Annotated in this window: 15 protein-coding genes and 1 pseudogene; 15 read left to right on the forward strand and 1 reads right to left on the reverse strand. The window is 63.4% G+C overall.

The genetic code is table 11. From position 1 onward, the window contains the following. Nucleotides 1–354: 354 nt before the first annotated feature. From AC0L25_RS16495 to AC0L25_RS16510, 4 genes and pseudogenes are all read left to right on the forward strand, one after another. Complete coding sequence (locus AC0L25_RS16495) at nucleotides 355–696, forward strand: ArsR/SmtB family transcription factor (RefSeq protein WP_473596476.1); 342 nt, start codon at nucleotides 355–357, stop codon at nucleotides 694–696. Next, nucleotides 693–1619 carry an SRPBCC family protein gene (locus AC0L25_RS16500; protein ID WP_473596477.1) on the forward strand — a complete coding sequence of 309 codons (927 nt, stop codon included), beginning with the start codon at nucleotides 693–695 and terminating at the stop codon, nucleotides 1617–1619. The genes AC0L25_RS16495 and AC0L25_RS16500 overlap by 4 nt, the downstream gene beginning before the upstream one ends. A 321-nt stretch (nucleotides 1620–1940) precedes the next feature. Then, entirely contained in the window at nucleotides 1941–2489 is a 549-nt protein-coding gene (locus tag AC0L25_RS16505; protein ID WP_473596478.1) for a dihydrofolate reductase family protein, read from the forward strand. 102 nt (nucleotides 2490–2591) lie between these two features. After that, nucleotides 2592–2722: pseudogene (locus AC0L25_RS16510) on the forward strand (IS5/IS1182 family transposase); the annotation flags it as partial. A gap of 79 nt (nucleotides 2723–2801) precedes the next feature. On the opposite strand, the gene AC0L25_RS16515 reads toward AC0L25_RS16510, so the two are convergent. Further along, on the reverse strand, nucleotides 2802–3833 hold the full coding sequence (locus AC0L25_RS16515) for a histone deacetylase family protein (protein ID WP_473596479.1): 1032 nt from the start codon (nucleotides 3831–3833) through the stop codon (nucleotides 2802–2804). Nucleotides 3834–4002: 169 nt separating this feature from the next. Between AC0L25_RS16515 and AC0L25_RS16520 the strand changes: the two genes are divergently transcribed. The 11 genes from AC0L25_RS16520 to AC0L25_RS16570 all read left to right on the forward strand — a co-directional run bounded on the left by AC0L25_RS16520 (nucleotide 4003) and on the right by AC0L25_RS16570 (nucleotide 21978). Further along, complete coding sequence (locus AC0L25_RS16520) at nucleotides 4003–5670, forward strand: amidohydrolase (RefSeq protein ID WP_473596480.1); 1668 nt, start codon at nucleotides 4003–4005, stop codon at nucleotides 5668–5670. Between the two features lie 126 nt (nucleotides 5671–5796). Next, a complete protein-coding gene (locus tag AC0L25_RS16525; protein WP_473596481.1) occupies nucleotides 5797–6891 on the forward strand; it encodes an ABC transporter ATP-binding protein in 1095 nt (364 codons plus the stop codon). Continuing rightward, a complete protein-coding gene (locus AC0L25_RS16530) occupies nucleotides 6891–7811 on the forward strand; it encodes an ABC transporter permease (RefSeq protein ID WP_473596482.1) in 921 nt (306 codons plus the stop codon). The genes AC0L25_RS16525 and AC0L25_RS16530 overlap by 1 nt, the downstream gene beginning before the upstream one ends. Next, nucleotides 7804–8610 carry an ABC transporter permease gene (locus AC0L25_RS16535; RefSeq protein ID WP_473596483.1) on the forward strand — a complete coding sequence of 269 codons (807 nt, stop codon included), beginning with the start codon at nucleotides 7804–7806 and terminating at the stop codon, nucleotides 8608–8610. Before AC0L25_RS16530 ends, AC0L25_RS16535 begins: the two co-directional genes overlap by 8 nt. A 13-nt stretch (nucleotides 8611–8623) precedes the next feature. Beyond that, nucleotides 8624–9658: an ABC transporter substrate-binding protein gene (locus AC0L25_RS16540; protein ID WP_473596484.1), complete on the forward strand. Its 1035-nt coding sequence runs from the start codon at nucleotides 8624–8626 to the stop codon at nucleotides 9656–9658. A 66-nt stretch (nucleotides 9659–9724) separates the two neighbouring features. Further along, nucleotides 9725–10921, forward strand: coding sequence for a serine hydrolase domain-containing protein (locus AC0L25_RS16545; protein WP_473596485.1), 1197 nt, complete (start codon nucleotides 9725–9727; stop codon nucleotides 10919–10921). A 28-nt stretch (nucleotides 10922–10949) separates the two neighbouring features. Continuing rightward, a complete protein-coding gene (locus AC0L25_RS16550) occupies nucleotides 10950–12131 on the forward strand; it encodes a serine hydrolase domain-containing protein (RefSeq protein ID WP_473596486.1) in 1182 nt (393 codons plus the stop codon). Nucleotides 12132–12259: 128 nt separating this feature from the next. Further along, nucleotides 12260–14572: a Tex family protein gene (locus tag AC0L25_RS16555; RefSeq protein WP_473596487.1), complete on the forward strand. Its 2313-nt coding sequence runs from the start codon at nucleotides 12260–12262 to the stop codon at nucleotides 14570–14572. Nucleotides 14573–14875: 303 nt separating this feature from the next. Next, nucleotides 14876–16066, forward strand: a complete 1191-nt coding sequence (locus AC0L25_RS16560; protein ID WP_473596488.1) for an acyl-CoA dehydrogenase — start codon at nucleotides 14876–14878, stop codon at nucleotides 16064–16066. Between the two features lie 122 nt (nucleotides 16067–16188). After that, nucleotides 16189–19566, forward strand: a complete 3378-nt coding sequence (locus AC0L25_RS16565) for a transglutaminase family protein (RefSeq protein WP_473596489.1) — start codon at nucleotides 16189–16191, stop codon at nucleotides 19564–19566. Between the two features lie 6 nt (nucleotides 19567–19572). Beyond that, nucleotides 19573–21978 (forward strand): circularly permuted type 2 ATP-grasp protein, encoded by a 2406-nt coding sequence (locus AC0L25_RS16570; protein WP_473596490.1) that lies wholly within the window; start codon nucleotides 19573–19575, stop codon nucleotides 21976–21978. Nucleotides 21979–21980: the final 2 nt, after the last annotated feature.

Here is a 21980-nt window from a genome sequence, read left to right on the forward strand (position 1 = left end):
GGTAGAGCATGACTTCGCAAAGGGCGAACGCCTTTTCAAAGAAGATCATGGTCCAACAACAGGATAGCGGACGCTGGAACAAGTCAGCAGCCATCCTTGCAGCCCGCGTGAGGCGCTTCGGTGAGGTGGCCGACTTTCCTAACGCCGCGCCCGCTGCCTTCTGCCGGAACCCATAAACGCGAACGGCTGAGATTGGTGGGGAGCGGACTGGCGGCATCGCTGCGAGCAACTTCCCAGCGGACTCGGCAACGAAGCCGCCTGCTCCAGGAACTCGGCGCGTTGGGCAAAAAAATACTTAGCGACTTGACGAAGTTTTCGCTTGCGCCACCGGCAAATTGGTCGATAGTTAGTGACATGGCTAAGCATGATATTGATCTCTCGCTGCTCTTCCACGCGCTCGCTGATCCGACCCGCCGGTCGATCCTGACTCGCCTCGCCGAAAGGCCTGCGCGGGTGACGGATCTGGCTGGTCCCACGGGACTGCGTCTGCCCACGGTGATGCGGCACCTTTCCGTGCTGGAGGAGGCAGGGTTGATCTCCACATCCAAGGACGGGCGGATACGCACCTGCGCCATCATGCCGGAGGCTCTGGACCCGGTGCGAACATGGCTCGATGAACAGCGGGCCATCTGGGAAGCTCGGCTCGACCGGTTGGACGCATTTGTGATGAATGTGATGAAGGAGCGCGCAGAATGACACAGAACCTCGCTACAAATGATGCGACCCGTCCCGTGCCTGATGATAGGAAGGGCCGCTTTGCGACGCTCACCTTCGAACGGGACGTGGCCGCGCCATTGGCCGTGTTGTGGGAGGCATGGACGGCCCCGGCCGCGCGGGCGATCTGGGCTGCGCCATCGCCCTTGGTCACCGTGGAGTTCTTGGAGGCCGATACCAGGGTGGGTGGACGCGAGATCTCGCTCTGCAAGGTAGAGGGCCAGCCTGACATCCGCTGCGAGTGCGGCTGGCTTGCGCTGAAGCCAGCGGTGTGCAGCGTGAACTATGAGGTGATCTCGTGCGAAGGCGTGACGCAATCAGCAGCGCTGGTGACGGCGGATATCTCGGGAACGCACGAGCGCAGCTGGCTGGTCGTGACGGTGCAACTTTCCTCGCTGGCGCAGGACATGGAAGCAGGCTACCGGGCAGGCTTCGGTGCCGGCCTAGACAACCTCGCGGACGCGGCGGAACGAACCATGGTGCTGCAGCGGGTAATCCAGGCGCCGAGATCCGTCGTGTGGGGCGCCTGGATGAACCCTGAAACGCTGCCGCAATGGTGGGGGCCGGAAGGCTTCTCCTGTCGAACCAAGAGGATCGACTTGCGAACGGGCGGCGAATGGGTATTCGACATGATCGCGTCTGACGGCACGGTCTTTCCCAACCACCATCTCTATGTCGAGGTCCGGCCGAAGGAGAGGATCGGCTATACGCTGCATTGGGGTGAGAACGGGCCGAAACATGCCGACGCCTGGGTCTCGTTCGAGGATCAGGACGGGGCAACGAAGGTAACGCTGGGCATGGTATTCAGCACGGCTGCCGAGTTCCAGGAGGCGAAAGGTTTCGGTGCCGTGGAACTGGGATTGCAAACTCTGGGCAAACTGGAACGCTTCGTCGCAACCCGCTGAATGCTGCGACTTCCCGTCGGCCCGAAAGTGCATGTCGCGCAAAAGTGTGCGGCGGTTTTGCGATAACGACATGCATGAAACAACACCCTAAAGCGCGTCGCAGGAGGCCGGTTAACGCGACGCGCTTTAGGCCTTGTGGACGAGGTCCTCATCGATATCGCGCCCGTCCTCATCGGCGACGGCATCCGCCTCTTCAGTCAGAACGCATGGAGCCGGTCAGGCTGGAGAAGACCGAGATCTCGGAAGCGGGGCAGAACATGCGCTTCCGCTTCGCGGGATGGGGCCGAGAATTCACAAAGGGATACACGAAGAGAGGGTTCTGTGAGAAAACTGATCATATGGGACATGGTGACCGTCGACGGCTTCTTCGAAGGTCCGGACAGGGACATCAGCTGGTTCGTCTTCGAAGAAGAACTCGAGAACTACATTCGTGAGACCCAGGAAAAGGCCGACACGCTGATCTTCGGCCGCGTGACCTACGAACTCATGGCAGCCTATTGGCCGTCCGAGCAAGGCTGGAACGCGGACTTCATGAACAAGATCGAGAAGGTGGTCTTCTCGCGCACGCTGAAAAGCGCGGACTGGAACAACACGAAGCTCTTCAACGGCAATGTCGCGGAAGAAGTCTCCAAGCTGAAGTCCAGGGACGGCGGAGACATCTTCGTGTTCGGCAGCGCCGACCTGACGGCGACCCTGATGGAGCACGGCCTGATCGACGAGTATCACCTCGGGATCAACCCCGTGATTCTCGGGAGAGGCACGCCGCTCTTCAAGGGCGGCCCGACCCGGATACCCCTGAAGCATCTGGAAACCAGGACGCTCAAGTCAGGTGTTGTCATCCTCCACTACGCGCCGGAGAGCAGACAATGACGATCGATCCGCTCTTTCCCGTCAACTAGGCTTGTCGAAATGGGAGGGCCCGGGGAAGCGGCGCGCTCCAGACGATCGGCGGCCAAGGGGCGTAGTTGCCAGAGCTTCTTCTCCAAGCTGAAGCACTTCCGCCGCGTCGCCACCCGTACGACAAGCTCGCCGCCAACTTCCTTGCTATGGTTCAGCTCGTCTCAATGCGGCTTTGGCTCCGCGCTTACGAGTCTACGGCCTAGATTTTTACGAATGCCGTTGCCCAAAGCCGCTGCGCTCTCTCGGCTCGAACGCCCGGGGCAGCCGTTTGGGCGACATGCATTACCGATCTTCGAATCCGGTCAGCACGCCGACGGCGTTGATGCCGATTTCCTCGACGGCATAGCCGCCTTCCATGACGAACAGCGTCGGCAGGCCGAGCTTGGCGATGCGACGGCCAATCTTGGGATAGTCGGCGCTTTTCAGCTTGAACTTGCTGATTGGGTCCTTCTCGAACGTGTCGACGCCGAGCGAGACGACAACGACATCGGGAGCGTACGCCGCAAGTTTCGCGCAGGCGTCCTCCAGCGAAGCATTCCAGGCGTCCCATGCGGTGCCGAACGGCATGGGGTAGTTGACATTGAAGCCTTCGCCGGGCCCTGATCCGCGCTCGTCGGCATGGCCAAGGAAGAACGGATATTCGATCATCGGGTCGCCATGCAGGTTCAGCACCTGCACGTCGCCGCGGCCGTAGAAGATCTCCTGCGTGCCGTTGCCGTGATGGTAGTCGACATCGAGGATCGAGACGCGCTTGGCGCCCTGATCGCGGAACCATTGCGCGGCAACGGCGGCGTTGTTGATGTAGCAATAGCCGCCCATGAACGCTGCTCCGGCGTGATGGCCGGGCGGGCGGCAGAGCGCGAAGGCTGATATCTCGCCGTCCTTGACCAGGGCGGCTGCGGTCAGCGCCACTTCATAGGACGACTTGATCGCCTCCCAGGTGCCTTTGACGAAGCCGGCGCCGCCATCGAAGGAGTAAAAGCCAAGCAGCGCATCGATGGTTTGGGGGCGCACGTCGCCGCGCAAGCCGCGCGTCGGCCAAGTGAAGGGGAGGGCAGAGCCCGTGCGGCCCGACTCTTCCCAGAGCGGCCATACGGTCGGCAGGAAATCGATGTAGTCGCTGGTATGCACCTGCTTAGCGGCAGCGAGGTCGTGCGTGTCGGGCGGCAACACTGGGCCGAGCTTTTCGCTCTCCACCCTCGCCTTGATGAACTCGGCGCGCGAGGGCTTCTCGAAGGCCGGCACTATGGCGCCTGAAATGAGCTCGACATTGCCGGCATGACCGGCGTGGAGAGGAGAGAAAACAGTCTTCATTTTGCGGGCCGACTCGCTCTTCGAGTTGCGTATTTGTCGTTTATGGACTGCTTTGTGGCAGAGAGTTTCAGTGCCGCCAAGAGGCATTCCGGACCGCTGTTGCGAGTGGCAGCTGATGGCTTGCCAGATGCCAATACTCTGCTAGCCTTAGCTCAAACGGGAGAAAATTATGCCGCCATCGGCCGATCTAATCGTCGAGAACGCCAGCATATTGACGATGGATCCCGATACTCCCCGCGCTGAAGCCATAGCCATCAAGGGCGGCGAACTCATTGCGATCGCAGATCGCGCGACCGTGCTGGAGCACAAGGGACCCGGCACGCGCTTCATCGATGCCGGCCGCGGCTCGGTCGTCCCCGGCTTCATCGAAGCGCATATGCATCTTTTCGCCGGCGCGGCCGAGCTCGATCATCTCCAACTGATGGGCGTTCATGGTTTCGAGGCGCTTTGCGACGCTGTGCGCAATTATGCTGCAAAGCGGCCGGATCTATCCGTCCTGCAGGCGCAAGGCGCTGACTATACCATTCTGTCGGCGACTGAGCGGGTCAGCCGCCATCACCTCGACCGCATCCTGCCGGACCGGCCCTTCGTCATGGCGGCGCCCGACCACCACACAATGTGGGCGAACACCAAGGCGTTGGAACTGGCCGGCCTGCTGAGAGGCAAGCGGCTCGGTCCCGGCAATGAGATCGTCATGGGCGACGATGGGCTGGCCAGTGGCGAATTGCGCGAGGGCGAGGCTTTTGGGCCGCTGATCGCGCTGGCCGGCGAGGATCGCGTGCGGCTCGGCCTGGCCACCGGCGGCGAGCCGGACCCGAAGCCGACGCCGGCCGAGCAGGCCTCCGACCGGGCGATCATGCGCCGCGGGCTGGAATGGTGTGCCAGACACGGCATTACATCGATCCAGAACATGGATGGCAATTTGCACCAGCTCGAACTCCTGTCCGAGATCGAGGCCGAAGGCGGCTTGCTCTGCCGGGTGCAGGTGCCGTTCCACTATAAGAATTTCATGACGCTCGACATGCTCGACAAAGCCTCAGTGATGGCTGAGCGCTACGATGGTGAATGGCTGTCGTCGGGCATGGTCAAGGTGTTCTACGACGGCGTGCTCGATTCGTGGACGGCGGTGATGGTCGAGCCCTATGCGGACCGTCCGGATTGGCTGGGCGAGCCACTGTTCACGCCGCAGCAATTCATTGACCTTGCTGTGGCCGCCGACAGGCGCGGGCTGCAGATGGCGGTGCACTCGATTGGCGACGGCGCCGTGCATGCCGTGCTCGACGGCTATGAGGCGGCAAAAAAGGCGAATGGCAGGCGCGACAGCCGGCATCGGGTCGAGCATATCGAGGTGGTCACCGCCGCCGACATACCGCGTTTCGCGAAGCTTGGCGTCATTGCCTCGATGCAGCCACCGCATCCGCCGGGCAGCATGGGCTTGCCGCTGGAACCAACGGTGTCGCGCATCGGACGCGACCGCTGGCCGCTGAGCTATGCTTGGCGGACACTGAAGAATGCCGGCGCGCGCGTCGTCTTCGCCTCCGACTGGCCGGTGTCGCCGATCGATCCGATCCTGGGCATTCAGGCGGCAATGCTGCGCAAACCATGGGCAGACAGCAATCCCGACCAGAGCTTCTCGCTGCATGAATCGCTAGCCGGCTACACGGTGGAAGGCGCCTATGCCGAGTTCATGGAGCATCGCAAGGGCCGCCTGAAGTCAGGCTTTCTGGCTGATCTCGTGGTGCTTTCGGGCGACATCGAGGCGACCGCGCCGGAAGTGCTGCATACGGTGCGGCCGATGACGACGATCTGCGGCGGAAAGGTGACTTATCAGGCCTGACGGTGGCACGGGAATTGCGTTCTGAATCGACATTCAGATGTATGCTTGCCAAGCCATGCGCCGTGTGCTGACAATCGAGTGGGAACTGGATCCGCCCTGAAGAGCGGACACAAAAATGGGGTAATCGTGCCGGAACAACCGGGTAAAAGTGCAATTGAAGTTCGTGGCGTCCGCAAGGTATTCGGTACCGGGGAGTCACAGGTCGCCGCTCTCGACACGGTTTCGGTGTCGATCCGCGAAAATGAGTTCTTCACGCTGCTTGGTCCGTCCGGCTGCGGGAAGACGACGCTTCTGCGGCTGATCGCCGGTTTCGATTTCCCGAGCGCCGGCGAGATCCTGCTGCATGGCCAGGACATCGCGCCGCTGCCGCCGTTCAAACGGCCGGTCAATACCGTGTTCCAGAACTATGCGCTGTTTCCGCATATGACGGTGGCCGAGAATATCGGCTTCGGTCTCGAAATGCTCGGCAAGCCCAAGTCCGAAGTGAAGGCGCGGGTCGCCGAGATGCTGAAGCTGGTCAAGATGGAGGCGCTCAGCAACCGCCGCACCAGCCAGATATCCGGCGGCCAGCAACAGCGCGTAGCGCTGGCGCGGGCACTGGCGCCGCAGCCGAAAGTGCTGCTGCTCGACGAGCCGTTGTCGGCGCTCGATTTCAAGCTGCGCAAGGAGATGCAGATCGAGCTGAAGCGGCTGCAGCACGAGACCGGCATCACCTTCATCTTCGTCACCCACGACCAGGAAGAAGCGCTGACCATGTCGGACCGCATCGCGGTGATGTCGTCGGGCAAGATCCTGCAGGTCGGAACGCCCTGGGACATCTATGACAAGCCGGCCGAGCGCTTCGTCGCCGACTTTATCGGCGAAACCAATTTCCTGACCGCGGCCATATCAGGCATGGGCAACGGCAAGGCACGCGCAACGCTCAAATCCGGCGCGACGATCGACGCGACCGTGGCTGAAGGCTTTCAGCCGAAGGACAATGCCACCGTGGTGGTCAGGCCCGAACATGCCAAGCTGACCAGCGGCAAGGGCGACCTGTCGGGCACGGTCGAAAACATCGTCTATTTCGGCACCGACACACACATCCATGTTCGCCTGGACAGCAGCGAGGCGTTTACCGTGCGCCAGCAGAACACGCGCAGCGCCGGCTGCGGTTTCGAGCGGGGAGACAAGGTCGGCATTTCGATCGGCAACGACGCCGCACAAGTGCTGAGGGACTGATGGCGAGCGCGGAAGACGTCGCCAGGGAAGCCGAGCGCCGAGACATTCGCGATCGCTGGCTGCTGTCGGCGCCGGCACTGATCATCATCTTTCTCGCGGCGACCGGGCCGCTGCTGATCGTCGTGATCTACTCCTTCCTGACGCCGGGGCCGTATGGCGACGTGGTGTGGAAATTCTCCACGGACGGCTGGCTGTCGGTGCTGATGCAGCGCGACATCTTCGATGACACGCTGGCCTTCGCCGACGCGCATCTGTCGATCTTCTGGCGCTCGGCCAAGCTGTCGTTCCTCACGACGATCTTCACGCTGCTGTTTGGCTTCCCGACGGCCTATTTCATCGCCACCCGGCCCGCTCGACAGCGCAACATTTGGCTGTTCCTGATAACCATCCCCTTCTGGACCAACCTGCTGATCCGCACCTTCGCCATCCAGGAGGTGATCCGCAACGAGGGCATCGTCAACACGGTGCTGATCAAGCTCGGCATCATCAGCCAGCCGATCCAGATGATGTTCACCGATTTCGCGCTGATGGTCGGCATGACCTATGTCTATCTGCCGCTGATGGTGCTGCCGCTTTATGCCAGCATGGAGAAGATCGATTTCCGGCTGGTCGAGGCAGGTTACGACCTCTACGCCAACCGCTTCCAGGTGCTGAGGCGAGTCATCATTCCGCTGGTCAAGCCTGGCATCATCGCCGGCTCGATCCTTGTCTTCATCCCGGCGCTGGGCGCCTATGTCACCCCGCGCGTGCTCGGCGGGTCGAAGAATATGATGCTCGGTAATCTGATCGAACTGCAGTTCGGGCAAGGCCGCAACTGGCCGCTCGGCTCGGCGCTGTCGCTGTCGTTGATGGCGATCGTGATGGTCGCGCTGCTCTTCTACGTCCGATCCGTCGGGCGCCAGGGCGGCGCGCATGGCTAGCCGCTTCGACATTCGCCGGCAGACCGGCTTCACGACCATCGCGATGATCTGCTTTTTCGCGCTGTACCTGCCGATCGTCACGGTTGTCGTCTATGCCTTCAACGCAGGCAGTTCGATCGCGATCTGGGAAGGCGTGTCGCTGCGCTGGTTCTATCAGGCCTGGAACAACGACCAGGTCGTCGATGCCTCGATCCGGTCGCTGCAGATCGCTTCGGTCGCCGCGACTATTGCCACGATCGTCGCCACCATGGCTGCACTCGCCACGACCCGAACGAAGCCCTATCCCGGCCTCGGCTTCAAATACGCCTTCATCAACCAGCCGCTGATGGTGCCGGAAATCGTCACCGCGGTGGCGCTGCTGATCTTCTTTTCGCGCATCAAGATCTGGACCGGCTATTCGGGGCTGGGTTACCTCATGGCCGCGCACACGGCCTTTTGCATTCCCTTTGCCTATCTGCCGATCCGGGCGCGGCTCGAGAACATGGATCTGTCGCTGGAGATCGCGGCGGCCGACCTCTACGCGACACCCTGGAAGGCTTTTCGGCGCGTCACCTTTCCGCTGCTCTGGCCAGGCATCCTTGCCGGCCTGATGCTGGCCTTCGTCATCTCGCTGGACGACGTCGTCATCACCGAATTCGTCAAGTCCGGCGGCCAGGATACATTGCCAACATACATGCTCGGCCAGTTCCGGCGCGTTATCACGCCGGAAATCAACGCAATTTCGACGGTGTTCCTGCTGATCTCGATCTTGATCGTCACCGTCTTCTTTTTCATCAGCAGGAAAAAGGATCAGGAGTGACAGGAGAGAAACGATGAAGTGGAAACTGGTCGCGACGACGTTCGGCACTGCGCTTCTCGCCTCGGCGGGTATCGCGCGCGCCGACGGCGAACTCAACATCTACAACTGGGGCAACTACACCAGCCCCGACCTCATCAAGAAATTCGAGGAAAAATACAAGGTCAAGGTGACCGTCACCGACTACGATTCCAACGACACCGCGCTGGCCAAGATCAGGCAGGGCGGCAGCGGCTTCGATGTCGTGGTGCCCTCGGCGAGCTTCGTGCCGATCTGGATCGGGGAAGGGCTGCTTCTGGAGACAGAGCCGAACAAGATGGAGAACTTCAAGAACATGGATCCGAAATGGGTCGATGTTCCCTTCGATCCGGGCCGCAAATACACCGTGCCGTGGCAGTGGGGCACGACCGGCGTCACGGTCAACACCGCAGTCTACAAGGGCGATCCCAACACCTCGGCCATCTTCTTGGATCCGCCGCCGGAACTGGTCGGCAAGATCAACGTCGTTCCCGAAATGGCCGACGTCATGCATCTCGCTATCAGATATGTCGGCGGCGAGCCCTGCACCGGCGACAAGGAGGTGCTGAAGAAGGTGCGCGATGCGCTGGTGGCGGCCAAGCCGAAATGGATCTCCATGGACTACGGCACGGTCGAGAAGTTCGCCAAGGGCGACTTCGCCGCCAGCGTCGATTGGAACGGCGCGTCCTTCCGCGCCCGCCTGCAGAACAAGGACATGGTCTATGGCTATCCGAAGGAGGGCTATCCGATCTGGATGGACAATCTCGCGGTGCTGAAGGACGCCAAGAACGTCGAAAACGCCAAGTTGTTCCAGAACTTCGTCATGGATCCCGAAAACGCGGCGCTGATCTCGTCTTTCGCGCGCTACGCCAACGGCATCAAGGGATCGGAGGCCTTCATGCCTGAGGACATGAAGACGGCGCCGGAGGTCAACATCCCCGCCGAGTTCGCCGACAAGGGCAAGTTCATGCTGAACTGCGCGCCCGACGTGCAGGCACTCTACACCAGGATCTGGACCGAACTGCAGAAGTGATCGCATCGTTGACGGACCCGGCGGCGGGCGCCGCCGGGTCCGTTTTCATTCGCCGGGACGCATCTCATGACTTCCTACCGTAACAGCGAACCGGTGCCGCCGATCATGCAGGGCTCGCCGCCCAAAATGGTGCCGCCGAAGCTCGACTGGGACAGGGGACCCTGGAACCGCTGGGCGTTCCAGCACATCCGCGAAATTCTGCCGACCGTCGAAGTCTGGCGCGGCAATGGCCATCGCCGCCGGTTCGAGCGAGCTGAAATCGATCTCGATGCGCTGCCGGTGAGCGACAGCACGGGGCAGCCTGCGACCCTGGCCGGACTGCTGGACGAAACCTATACGGACGGGCTGCTCGTGCTCAAGGACGGCAAGGTCGCCTATGAGCGCTACTTCAATGGCATGACCGACCGCACGCTGCATCTGTCGCAGTCGATGGCGAAGTCGGTCACGGGCTCGGTATTCGGCATACTGGCCGGGCGCGGCCTGATCGATCCCGCGATGCCGGTGACGGCCTATCTGCCGGAGCTGGAAGCTACCGGCTGGGCCGGCGCCAGCGTGCAGCATGTGCTCGACATGACGACCGGCGTGCGCTTTTCCGAGGAATACACCGACCGCTATTCGGATATCGGCCAGGTCGATGTCGCCAGCGGCTGGAAACCCGTGCCGCCGGGCAGCGATCCGGCCTTCGAGTGGCCGTCGCATATGTTCGACCTGATCCTGCGGCTCAAGGAGACAAGCCGGCCGCATGGCGCTGCCTTCGAATACCGTTCGATCGAGACCGACGTGCTCGCCTTCATCATGGAGCGGGTGACCGGCAAGCGGCTGGCGCAGCTGGTTTCGGAGGAACTCTGGCAAAAGCTTGGAGCGGATGAAAGCGCCTGCTTCACCGTCGACAGCGCCGGCTATGCCGTCGCCGATGGTGGCTTCAACGCTACGCTGCGCGACTATGGCCGCTTCGGCCAGCTGATCCTCGACAATGGCGGCGGTGTGGTGCCGGCCGACTGGATCGAAGCGACGCGCAACGGCAGGCATGGACCGGACTTCAATCCCAGCCTGCCGGAAGGCAGCTACCGCAACCAGTTCTGGATCGAAGACCCGCGCTCACGCGCGCTGATGTGCCGGGGCGTGTTCGGGCAGCTGATCCATATCGACTGGAACACGAGAATTGTGGTGGTGAAGCTTTCGAGCTACCCGGATTTCAGCAACATCGCCTACTCGGTGGCGACGATGAAAGCCGTGCACGCGATCGCCGCCGCACTGGCCTAAGTTCCAAAGAAAATCGAGAGGAAACGCAATGACCGGCAAGACCGCGTTCGAAACCAGATATGGCTTTGCCCGCAACGAAGTGCTGCTCGGCAACTGGCGCCAAAGCCCGTTCAGCCGGTGGTCGTTCCAGAATGTCGGCGAATTGGTGCCGAGCGCACGCATCGCTGCAGCGTCAAGCACCAGTGAAGCGTTGGCACAGGATCTTGACGGGCTGCTTGGCGAAAAGATCGCGCTGGCTGGCGGCCCGGAGACCGTTGCGGCCTTTCTCACACGCTCCGACACCGACGCGCTGACGATCATGAAAGGCGGCAAATTCGTCGGCGACTGGTTCGCCCCGCACATGCAGTTCGGCGCGCGCCACATCATCTTCTCGATCAGCAAGTCCCTAACCGCCATTCTGGCCGGCATACTGGAAGGCGAGGGGATTTTCGACCCGCAGGCGCCGGTGACCCGCTATCTGCCGGAAGCTGCCGGCTCGGCCTATGGCGATGCCAGCGTGCGGCATGTGCTCGATATGACCGTCAGCCTCGACTTCGAAGAAGCCTATCTCGATCCGGAGAGCGCGTTTGCCCGCTATCGCCGTGCGACTCTGTGGAATCCGGGTGGCGGTCCGGAAAGCCTGGCCGACTTCATCCTGACGCTGCAGCGCCTTGCCGAGCCGCATGGCCGGACCTTCCGCTACCGCTCGCCCAATTCCGACCTGCTCGGCATCCTGCTCGAACGCGCGTCCGGCCAGCGCTTCGCCGAGCTGATGCGCGAGAAATTGTGGCTGCCGCTCGGTGCAACGAGCGAAGCGTCGGTGACGGTCGACAGGGAAGGCACTGCGCGCACGGCTGGCGGCATTTCGGTGACGCCGCGCGGTCTGGCGCGGGTCGGCGAGATGATGCGGCAAGGCGGCATGGCCAATGGCCGCCGCATCGTGCCGGAAGCCTGGGTGCGCGACACTGTCAGCACAGGCGGAGACACCGAGGCCTGGCAGCGTGGCACCATGGCGTTCCTCTTTCCACAAGGCCGCTACCGCAACAAATGGTACCAGACCGGCGCGATCAGCGGCGCCTTCTGCGGCATCGGCATCCACGGCCAGTGGCTCTACGTCGATCCGAAGGCGGAGGTCGTCATCGCAAAGATGTCGTCGCAGCCGGAGCCTGTCGACGAGCCGCTCGATGTCGATATGGTCGCTTTCTTCGAGGCGCTGAGCCGGATGGTTTGAGCCGATCCAGGCCGACCGCGATGGCAGCTTTCCTGTGGACCTGTCAGAGTGATCGAAACGCCGCGGTTGGCGGAACGGCGCTCTGCGCCTATGGTCGCCGCTCTTTTCGACAGGACAGCAGGAACGACATGGCATCCAACATCAAGCGCATCGCAGCCATCATAGCAGCCGAGATCACTGCGCGGCCCGAACAGGCCGCGGCGGCGATCGGCCTGCTGGACGAGGGCGCGACGGTGCCGTTCGTTGCGCGCTATCGCAAGGAGGTCACCGGCGGTCTGGACGACACGCAACTGCGCCTGCTTGCCGAGCGGCTCGCCTATCTGCGCGAACTCGATGCACGCCGCGACACCATCCTTGGTTCGATCCGCGAGCAGGGCAAGCTGACCGAAGAGCTTGAGACCAAGATCGCGGCGGCCGCCACCAAGGCGGAACTCGAAGATATTTATCTGCCCTGCAAGCCGAAGCGCCGGACCAAGGCCGAGATCGCCCGCGAGCGCGGGCTGGGACCGCTGGCCGAGGCCATCCTTGCCGACCGCGCGGCGGTGCCAGCCGAACTGGCGCTGGCCTACATCGGCGAAGAGGTGGCCGACGCCAAGGCGGCGCTCGAGGGCGCGCGCGATATCCTGTCCGAGCAGTTCGCCGAGAATGCCGATCTGGTCGGCAGACTGCGGACCTACATGAAGGAACGCGCCTTCATGCGGTCGCGCGTCGTCGACGGCAAGCAGGAGGCCGGCGCGAAGTTCTCCGACTATTTCGACCATGTCGAGCGCTGGGCCAACGTGCCGAGCCATCGCGCCCTGGCGATGCTGCGCGGCCGCAACGAAGAGGTGCTGTCGCTCGACATCGAGATCGATGCCGACGATGCGTCACCGGTGAAGCCGGTCGAGCGGATGATCGCCGATGCCTACGGCATCGGCCGACAGTTGCCGGGTGATCGCTGGCTGATGGACGTGGCCGGCTGGACCTGGCGGATAAAGCTGTCGCTGCATCTGACGCTCGATTTGATGCGGGATCTGCGCGAGCGGGCCGAGGAGGAGGCGATCCATGTCTTCGCCCGCAATCTGAAGGATTTGCTGCTCGCTGCCCCGGCCGGCTCGCGCGCCACGATGGGCCTCGACCCCGGCATCCGCACCGGGGTCAAGGTGGCGGTTGTGAACGGCACCGGCAAGCTGCTGGCGACGACGACGGTCTATCCGTTTCCGCCAAGGAACGATGTGCGCGGCACGCAAGCCGAACTGGCGAAGCTCATCCGCCTGCACAAGGTCGAGCTGATTTCCATCGGCAACGGCACCGGCAGCCGCGAGACGGAAAGGCTGGTCGCAGACATGCTGTCCGACATGCCTGCCGAGTCCGGGCCGAAGCCGCTCAAGGTGATCGTCAGCGAGGCGGGCGCCTCGGTCTATTCCGCCTCGGCAACGGCGGCGGCGGAATTTCCAAGCCTCGATGTGTCGCTACGTGGCGCGGTGTCGATCGCGCGGCGGCTGCAGGATCCGCTCGCCGAACTGGTCAAGATCGAGCCGAAGTCGATCGGCGTCGGCCAATACCAGCACGATGTCGACCAATACCGGCTCGGCCGTTCGCTGGAAGCGGTGGTCGAGGACGCGGTCAACGCCGTCGGCGTCGACCTCAACACCGCCTCGGCGCCGCTTCTGGCGCGGGTTTCGGGTCTCGGCGCATCGTTGGCCGATGCGATCATCGCGCATCGTGACGCGACCGGCCCCTTCGCCAGCCGTCGTGACCTGTTGAAGGTGGCGCGGCTCGGACCTCGCGCATTCGAGCAATGCGCCGGCTTCCTGCGCATTCCCAACGGCACCGAACCGCTCGATGCCTCGGCCGTGCATCCGGAAGCCTATGGCGTGGCGAAAAAGATCGTGACCGCCTGCGGACGTGACGTCCGCTCGCTGATGGGTGACAGTGCCGCCCTCAAGGCGCTCGATCCGCGTGTTTTCGTCGATGAGCGGTTCGGCCTGCCGACGGTGCGCGACATCCTGGCGGAACTGGAAAAGCCCGGCCGCGATCCGCGCCCCGGTTTCAAGACCGCGACCTTCGCCGACGGCGTCGACGACATCAAGGACTTGAAGCCAGGCATGCTGCTGGAAGGCACCGTCACCAATGTCGCGGCGTTCGGCGCCTTCGTCGATATCGGCGTGCATCAGGACGGCTTGGTGCATGTCTCGCAACTGGCCGACCGTTTCGTCAAGGACGCGCATGAGGTGGTGAAAGCCGGCGACGTGGTCAAGGTGCGCGTCGTCGAGTTCGATATCAAACGCAAGCGCATCGGCCTTTCGATGTGCAGGGATGGTGACAGCGGTACACCGAAGCCGCGCGACAATGGCAACAGACCGGCGCCGCGAGCGCCGGCGCCGCAGCGTCAGCCGGAACGGCCGGCAGGGCAGGGCGCATTCGGCGCCGCATTGGCGGAGGCGATGAAGCGAAAGTAGCAGGCGATCGCCCAAAGAAACCACTGTCGACGTCGGCGCCGCCCCTCATCTGCCTGCCGGCATCTTCTCCCCGTGAACGGGGAGAAGGGGCTGGCCGCAACGTCGGCGCCCTTTCTGCAGCGCTGCAGATTGGCAAAATGCTATGCGAAGGCGTCTTTCTCCCCGTCACTATACGGGGAGAAATGCCCGGCAGGGCAATGAGGGGCAGCGCCAATGCTCATGGTTGGCGAAGCAATTTCGTTTGATTTTTTCGAACCGGAAGCCGATAAGCCGCCCAATTCTGTGATCTGGAGACCGAGAGCCATGGCAGCCGATAAGAATGCGTTCGTCTGGGAAGATCCTTTCCTGATCGAGGACCAGCTTTCGGAAGACGAGCGCATGGTGCGCGATGGTGCGGCGGCATTTGCGGCCGACAAGCTCGCTCCCAAGATCGAGGAAGCCTATCTCGAGGAAAAGACCGATGCCGGGATCTTTCGCGAGATGGGCGAGGCGGGCCTGCTCGGCATTACCATCCCGGAGGAATATGGCGGGCTCGGTGGCAACTATGTCACCTATGGGCTGGTGGCGCGCGAAGTCGAGCGCATCGATTCTGGCTATCGCTCGATGATGAGCGTGCAGTCGTCGCTGGTGATGTATCCGATCCATGCCTATGGCTCGGAGGCGCAACGCAAGAAATTCCTGCCGAAGCTGGCGTCGGGCGAATGGATCGGCTGCTTCGGCCTGACAGAGCCGGATGCCGGTTCCGACCCTGGCGGCATGAAGACGCGGGCCGAGAAGACGGCGAACGGCTACAGGATCTCCGGCACGAAAATGTGGATTTCCAACGCGCCGATCGCCGACGTGTTTGTCGTCTGGGCGAAGTCGGCTGCGCATGACAACGAGATCCGCGGCTTCGTGTTGGAAAAAGGCATGCAGGGGCTGTCGGCACCAAAGATCGACGGAAAACTCAGTCTCCGCGCATCGATCACCGGCGAAGTGGTAATGGAAGGGGTCGAGGTCGGCGAGGATGCGCTATTGCCGAATGTGTCGGGCCTGAAGGGGCCGTTCGGCTGCCTCAACCGGGCGCGTTATGGCATCTCCTGGGGGGCGATGGGTGCGGCGGAAGATTGCTGGCACCGGGCCCGCCAATATGGCCTCGACCGCAAGCAGTTCGGCAAGCCGCTGGCCGGCACGCAGCTTTTCCAGAAGAAGCTCGCCGACATGCAGACCGAGATCGCGCTGGGGCTGCAGGGCAGCCTGCGCGTCGGGCGGCTGATGGATGAAGGCAAGATGGCGCCCGAGATGATCTCGATCGTCAAGCGCAACAATTGCGGCAAGGCGCTCGACATTGCCCGCCAGGCCCGTGACATGCATGGCGGCAACGGCATCCAGATCGGCTACCATGTCATGCGCCATGCGCAGAACCTGGAGACGGTCAACACCTATGAGGGCACGCATGACGTTCATGCGCTGATCCTAGGACGGGCGCAGACGGGGTTGCAGGCGTTTTTCTGAGCGACCCCTAGGCCGGCAACGCTGCTTAATTTAGGTGCAGCGCAACATCTCTGCTTGGAGAATGGCCAGCATTTGTGTCAGGGTTCGGCGAATTCGTTTGAAACGCCGACTTTCGAGGCCCCATGGCAATTCTGGCAGCCGTCTATCACCTGACCCATTACAAATATGACCGGCCGGTGGTGCTTGGCCCCCAGGTCATCAGGCTGCAGCCGGCGCCGCATTCCCGCACCAAAGTGCTCAGCCATTCGCTGAAGGTCGGGCCGGCGAACCACTTCGTCAATCTGCAGCAGGATCCCTACGGCAATTTTCTGGCGCGCTTCGTGTTTCCGGAACCGGTGACGGAACTGAAGATCGAGGTCGACCTGGTCGCCGACATGACGGTCTACAATCCATTCGATTTCTTCGTCGAGCCATCGGCCGGGACCTTTCCGTTCGAGTATCCGGAAGATATCAGCGACGATCTCGCCATCTACCGGACGCCGGAGCCGGCTGGACCGCTGCTGGCGGCGTTCCTGCAAACGGTCAATCGCAGCGCTACCAACACCGTCAATTTCGTCGTCGACCTCAATGCGCGGCTGCAGCGCGAGATCGCCTATATCGTGCGCATGGAAACCGGCGTCTTTTCGCCGGAGGAGACGCTTGCCGCCAAGAAAGGCTCATGCCGCGATACGAGCTGGCTGCTGGTGCAGATCCTGAGGAATCTCGGCATCGCCGCGCGCTTCGTTTCCGGCTATCTGATCCAGCTGAAACCCGACCTCGTCGCGCTTGACGGGCCGCCCGGCACCGCCGTCGACTTCACCGATCTCCATGCCTGGTGCGAAGTCTATCTTCCAGGGGCCGGCTGGATCGGCTTCGACCCTACCTCCGGACTGCTAACCGGCGAAAGCCATGTGCCGCTCGCCGCGACGCCGCATTTCCGCAACGCCGCGCCTATTTCCGGCATGGCCAGCTTCGCCAATGTCGAGTTCGGCTTCGACATGCGGGTCGACCGCATCGCCGAGCACCCGCGCATCACCAAGCCGTTCTCCGACGAAAGCTGGCAGGCGCTCGATGCGCTGGGCAACCGGGTCGACGCCGCGCTCGATGCCGGGGACGTGCGGCTGACCATGGGCGGCGAACCGACCTTCGTGTCGATCGACGATTTCGAGGCGGAGGAGTGGAACACCGCCGCTGTCGGCCCGACAAAACGCGAAAAGGCCGATGCCCTGATCCGCCGGCTGCGTGAGCGTTTCGCGCCGGGCGGCTTCCTGCACTACGGGCAGGGCAAGTGGTATCCGGGCGAAAGCCTGCCGCGCTGGACCTTCTCGCTGTACTGGCGCGCCGACGGCGAGCCGGTGTGGAGCGACCCGTCGCTGATCGCACGGGAAAACAGCGAAGCAGATGTCGGGCCGAAGCAGGCCGAAAGCCTGCTGACGGCGATTGCCGATGAACTGGGCGTCGACAAGACCATGGTCAGCGAAGCCTATGAGGATCCGGCCGAGTGGCTGCTCAAGGAAGGCAAGCTGCCGGAGAATGTTGATCCGTCCAATTCGAAGCTGGACGACCCCGAGGAGCGCAGCCGCATGGCGCGGGTGTTCGAACGCGGCCTGACCAAGCCGTCGGGCTATGTGCTGCCTGTCCAGCGCTGGAACAGCCAGGCGTCGGGGCCGCGCTGGCGTTCGGAGAAGTGGAAGACGCGGCGCGGCAAGCTGTTCCTGGTGCCGGGCGATTCACCGGTCGGCTATCGCCTGCCGCTCGGCACGCTGCCCCATGTGCCGCCTGAGCAGTTCCCCTACATCGTGCCGGTCGACCCCTCCCTGCCGCGCAGACCATTGCCGGCGCGCGAGGCGATTTTGCCTGAGGCCGCTCCTTTGCCGGAGGCTGCCCCGGCCGAACTTGAAGGCGCCGACGAAATGGCGCGCCGCCAGCAGGCGGCGTCCTTCACCGCCGCGACCGGCCAGCAGGACCGTGTCGAGCAGGAGATCACCGAGATCGGCGGCGCGGTGCGCACCGCGCTGTCGGTCGAGCCGCGCGACGGGCGGCTTTGCGTGTTCATGCCGCCGGTCGAGGCGCTGGAAGACTATCTCGAACTGGTCGCGGCGGCCGAGAACGCGGCAAAAACTATCGGCCTGCCGGTGCATATCGAGGGCTACGGCCCGCCGCACGATCCGCGCCTCAACGTCATCCGCGTGGCTCCGGATCCCGGCGTTATCGAGGTGAATATCCATCCGGCTGCGAACTGGCAGGACTGCGTGGCGACGACGACAGCGATCTACGAGGAGGCGCGGCAGACGCGGCTCGGCGCCGACAAGTTCATGATCGACGGCCGTCATACCGGCACCGGCGGCGGCAACCATGTCGTCGTCGGCGGCGCGACGCCCAACGACAGTCCGTTCCTGCGCCGCCCCGACCTGCTGAAAAGCTTGGTGCTGCAATGGCAGCGGCATCCGTCGCTGTCCTATCTATTCTCCGGGCTGTTCATCGGCCCGACCAGCCAGGCCCCGCGCTTCGACGAGGCGCGCCACGATTCGCTCTACGAGCTCGAGATCGCGATGGCGCAAGTGCCGCATCCGGACAAGGGTCAGGCCCCGCTGCCGTGGCTGGTCGACCGGCTGTTCCGAAATCTTCTGACCGACGTGACGGGGAATACCCACCGCTCGGAAATCTGCATCGACAAGCTGTTTTCGCCGGACGGGCCAACCGGCCGGTTGGGGCTGGTCGAGTTCCGCGGCTTCGAAATGCCGCCCAATGCGCGCATGAGCCTCGCTCAGCAATTGCTGGTGCGCACCATCATCGCCCGTGCCTGGAAAAGCCCGCTGGAAGGCCGCTTCGTGCGCTGGGGCACGTCGCTGCATGACCGGTTCATGCTGCCGCATTATGTCTGGGCTGACTTTCTCGACGTGCTGGACGACCTCAAGCTGAACGGCTTTGAATTCCGTCCCGAATGGTTCGACGCGCAGCTCGAATTCCGCTTCCCGTTCTGCGGCGAGGTCCAGCATGCCGGCATCAAACTGGAACTGCGGCAGGCGCTGGAGCCATGGCATGTCATGGGCGAGCAGGGCGCGATCGGAGGAACGGTGCGCTTCGTCGATTCCTCGGTCGAGCGGCTGCAGGTGAAGACGGAAGGGCTCAACCCGGAGCGTCATGCCGTCGTCTGCAATGGCCGTATCGTGCCGATGAAGGTAACAGACACCAGAGAGATCGCGGTGGCGGGCGTCCGCTTCAAGGCCTGGCAGCCGGCATCCGGCCTCCATCCCGCGCTGCCGGTCAATACGCCGCTGGTATTCGACATCTACGATCGCTGGTCGGGCCGGGCTATCGGCGGCTGCGTCTATCATGTCGCGCATCCCGGCGGGCGCAGCTACGACACCTTCCCGGTCAACGGTAACGAAGCGGAGGCGCGACGGCTCGCCCGCTTCGAGCCGCGCGGCCATACGCCGTCCGGGTACGTGCTGCGCGACGAACAAGCGTCTGAGGATTTCCCGATGACCCTTGACCTGCGGCGGCCTGCAAGACTCTGATCAGCCATGGCAAAGGGGAATCACAAGAAAATAAGCGGCAGGACGCATAACCTGCTGGAGCACTACCAGCCGATCGACGGTGTCGTCGACGAGATGGTGGATGCATCAGGCAATCCCCGCCCGGTCTGGACGAACTTCATCGAGGCACTGGAAGAACTGGGTCCTGAAAAGCTCGCCCAGCGCTTCGCCCGCGCCGACCAGTATCTGCGCGACGCCGGCGTCTATTATCGCGTCTACGACAAGGCCGGCGCCAATGAGCGCGAATGGCCGCTGGCGCATGTGCCTCTCTTGATCGAGGAGCAGGAATGGGCCGCGATCAGTGCCGGCCTGGTCCAGCGGGCGGAGCTGTTCGAGGAAACGATCACCGATATCTACGGGCCGAACCGGCTGGTCGAGAAAGGCATCCTGCCGGCCGGGCTGATCGCGGCCAGCCCGGAATATTTACGGCCGGTCGTCGGCACCAAACCGGCCAGCGGCCATTTCCTGCATTTCTGCGCCTTCGAGCTCGGCCGTGGACCTGACGGCCGCTGGTGGGTGCTCGGCGACCGCACGCAGGCGCCGTCTGGCGCTGGTTTCGCGCTGGAAAACCGCGTCGCCACCACGCGCGCGTTGTCCGACATCTATGGCGAGATGCATGTGCACCGCCTTGCCGGCTTCTTCCGTCGCTTTCGCGACGCGCTGAACGGCATGGCCAAGGTATCAGGCGGCCGTGTCGCCATCCTGACGCCGGGGCCGCTCAACGAAACCTATTACGAACATGCCTATATCGCCCGCTATCTCGGCATCATGTTGCTTGAAGGCGAGGATCTGACCGTCTCCGGCGGCCGGCTTATGGTGCGCACCGTTTCGGGGCTTATGCCGGTCAGCGTGCTCTGGCGGCGGCTCGACGCCGCCTTCGCCGATCCGCTGGAGTTGCGGCCGGATTCGCAGATCGGCACGCCAGGACTGGTCGAGGCGGTCCGTTGGGGAGCCGTTTCAGCCGTCAACGCGCTCGGCTCCGGGCTGATGGAAACGCGGGCGCTGTTCGCCTTCCTGCCAAAAATTTCGCGCGAATTGCGCAACGAGGAGCTTCTGCTGCCGAGCGTCGCGACATGGTGGTGCGGGCGGGACGCCGACCGTGACCATGTGCTGGCTAACCTCGACCGCATGGTGATCGGCCCGGCGCTGTCGACACGGCTTGCCTTCGAGGATGACGATTGCACCAGGCTGGGCTCGGCGCTGGTTGCCGCGGAGCGGGCCGAACTGATAGCCCAGATCGAACGGGACGGCGGCGACTTCGTCGGACAGGAAGCGGTGACGCTTTCGACCACGCCGGTCTATGTCGGCGGCTGGCTGGAGCCGCGGCCGGCAAGCCTGCGCGTCTATCTGGCGCGAACGCCGGAAGGCTGGACGGTGATGCCCGGCGGTTTTGCCCGCGTCGGCTTTTCACTCGACCCGACGGCAATCGCCATGCAGCGCGGTGGCCAGGCGGCGGATGTGTGGGTAGTCAGCGACAGACCGGTGGAGCGCGAGACGCTGCTGCCGCAAGAGCACGACAGCTTCACCCGCACCTTGCCGGGCAGCCTGCCCAGCCGCGCGGCGGAAAACCTGACATGGCTCGGCCGCTATATCGAGCGATCGGAAGACACGGTGCGCATCCTGCGCGCCTATCACGTGCGGCTGGCCGAGGCCTCCGACCCGGACATGCCGCTGCTTGCCGATATCAGAGACCATCTCGAACCGTTCGGCATCGACGTCGCGCCGGCGATCCCGCCGGGGCTGATCGGCACGCTGGACAGCGCCGTCTACAGCGCCGGACAGATCCGCGACCGCTTCTCGCCCGATGGCTGGCTGGCGCTGAAGGATCTGTCGAAGACCATCCATCAATTCGCGATGACGGTGGCGCCGGGCGATGACGCGACGCGGGCGATGACGGTTATTCTGCGCAAGCTCGCCGGGTTTTCCGGCCTGCTGCATGAGAATATGTACCGCTTCACCGGCTGGCGCTTCCTGGAGATCGGCCGGCGGTTGGAACGCGGCATCCAGATCGCCCGTACGCTCGCCCGGTTGACCAGGGCTGCGGCGCCGGACGGCGCGCTCGACATGATGCTGGAGATCGGCGACAGCGTCATGACCCACCGGCGGCAGTATCCGGTGCAGGCCGGCCGGCGCACGGTGATCGACCTCTTGGTGCTCGATCCGCTCAACCCTCGCTCCATCCTGTTCCAGCTCGAGCGGCTGAAGGCCGAAATCGCGCTGTTGCCTGCTGTCGGCGGCGAGGGGCATATGTCGCCGGCGGCGAAGGAGATCCTGCAGCTCAACACGGCAATCGCCATCAAGGAGCCCTCGGACATGACGGCGAAGGCCCTGGACGATCTCGCCAACGAAATCGGCGGCCTCTACAACAGCCTCGCCAAAGCCTATTTCGGGTAAGG

Source organism: Mesorhizobium sp. WSM4813 (assembly GCF_055811555.1).

Excerpts from the sequence above, each read along its gene's own strand:
- AC0L25_RS16495 (WP_473596476.1), top strand. The coding sequence starts at position 355 with ATGGCTAAGCATGATATTGATCTCTCGCTGCTCTTCCACGCGCTCGCT.
- AC0L25_RS16500 (WP_473596477.1), top strand. The coding sequence starts at position 693 with ATGACACAGAACCTCGCTACAAATGATGCGACCCGTCCCGTGCCTGAT.
- AC0L25_RS16515 (WP_473596479.1), bottom strand. The coding sequence starts at position 3,833 with ATGAAGACTGTTTTCTCTCCTCTCCACGCCGGTCATGCCGGCAATGTC.
- AC0L25_RS16520 (WP_473596480.1), top strand. The coding sequence starts at position 4,003 with ATGCCGCCATCGGCCGATCTAATCGTCGAGAACGCCAGCATATTGACG.
- AC0L25_RS16530 (WP_473596482.1), top strand. The coding sequence starts at position 6,891 with ATGGCGAGCGCGGAAGACGTCGCCAGGGAAGCCGAGCGCCGAGACATT.
- AC0L25_RS16535 (WP_473596483.1), top strand. The coding sequence starts at position 7,804 with ATGGCTAGCCGCTTCGACATTCGCCGGCAGACCGGCTTCACGACCATC.
- AC0L25_RS16540 (WP_473596484.1), top strand. The coding sequence starts at position 8,624 with ATGAAGTGGAAACTGGTCGCGACGACGTTCGGCACTGCGCTTCTCGCC.
- AC0L25_RS16545 (WP_473596485.1), top strand. The coding sequence starts at position 9,725 with ATGACTTCCTACCGTAACAGCGAACCGGTGCCGCCGATCATGCAGGGC.
- AC0L25_RS16550 (WP_473596486.1), top strand. The coding sequence starts at position 10,950 with ATGACCGGCAAGACCGCGTTCGAAACCAGATATGGCTTTGCCCGCAAC.
- AC0L25_RS16555 (WP_473596487.1), top strand. The coding sequence starts at position 12,260 with ATGGCATCCAACATCAAGCGCATCGCAGCCATCATAGCAGCCGAGATC.
- AC0L25_RS16560 (WP_473596488.1), top strand. The coding sequence starts at position 14,876 with ATGGCAGCCGATAAGAATGCGTTCGTCTGGGAAGATCCTTTCCTGATC.
- AC0L25_RS16565 (WP_473596489.1), top strand. The coding sequence starts at position 16,189 with ATGGCAATTCTGGCAGCCGTCTATCACCTGACCCATTACAAATATGAC.
- AC0L25_RS16570 (WP_473596490.1), top strand. The coding sequence starts at position 19,573 with ATGGCAAAGGGGAATCACAAGAAAATAAGCGGCAGGACGCATAACCTG.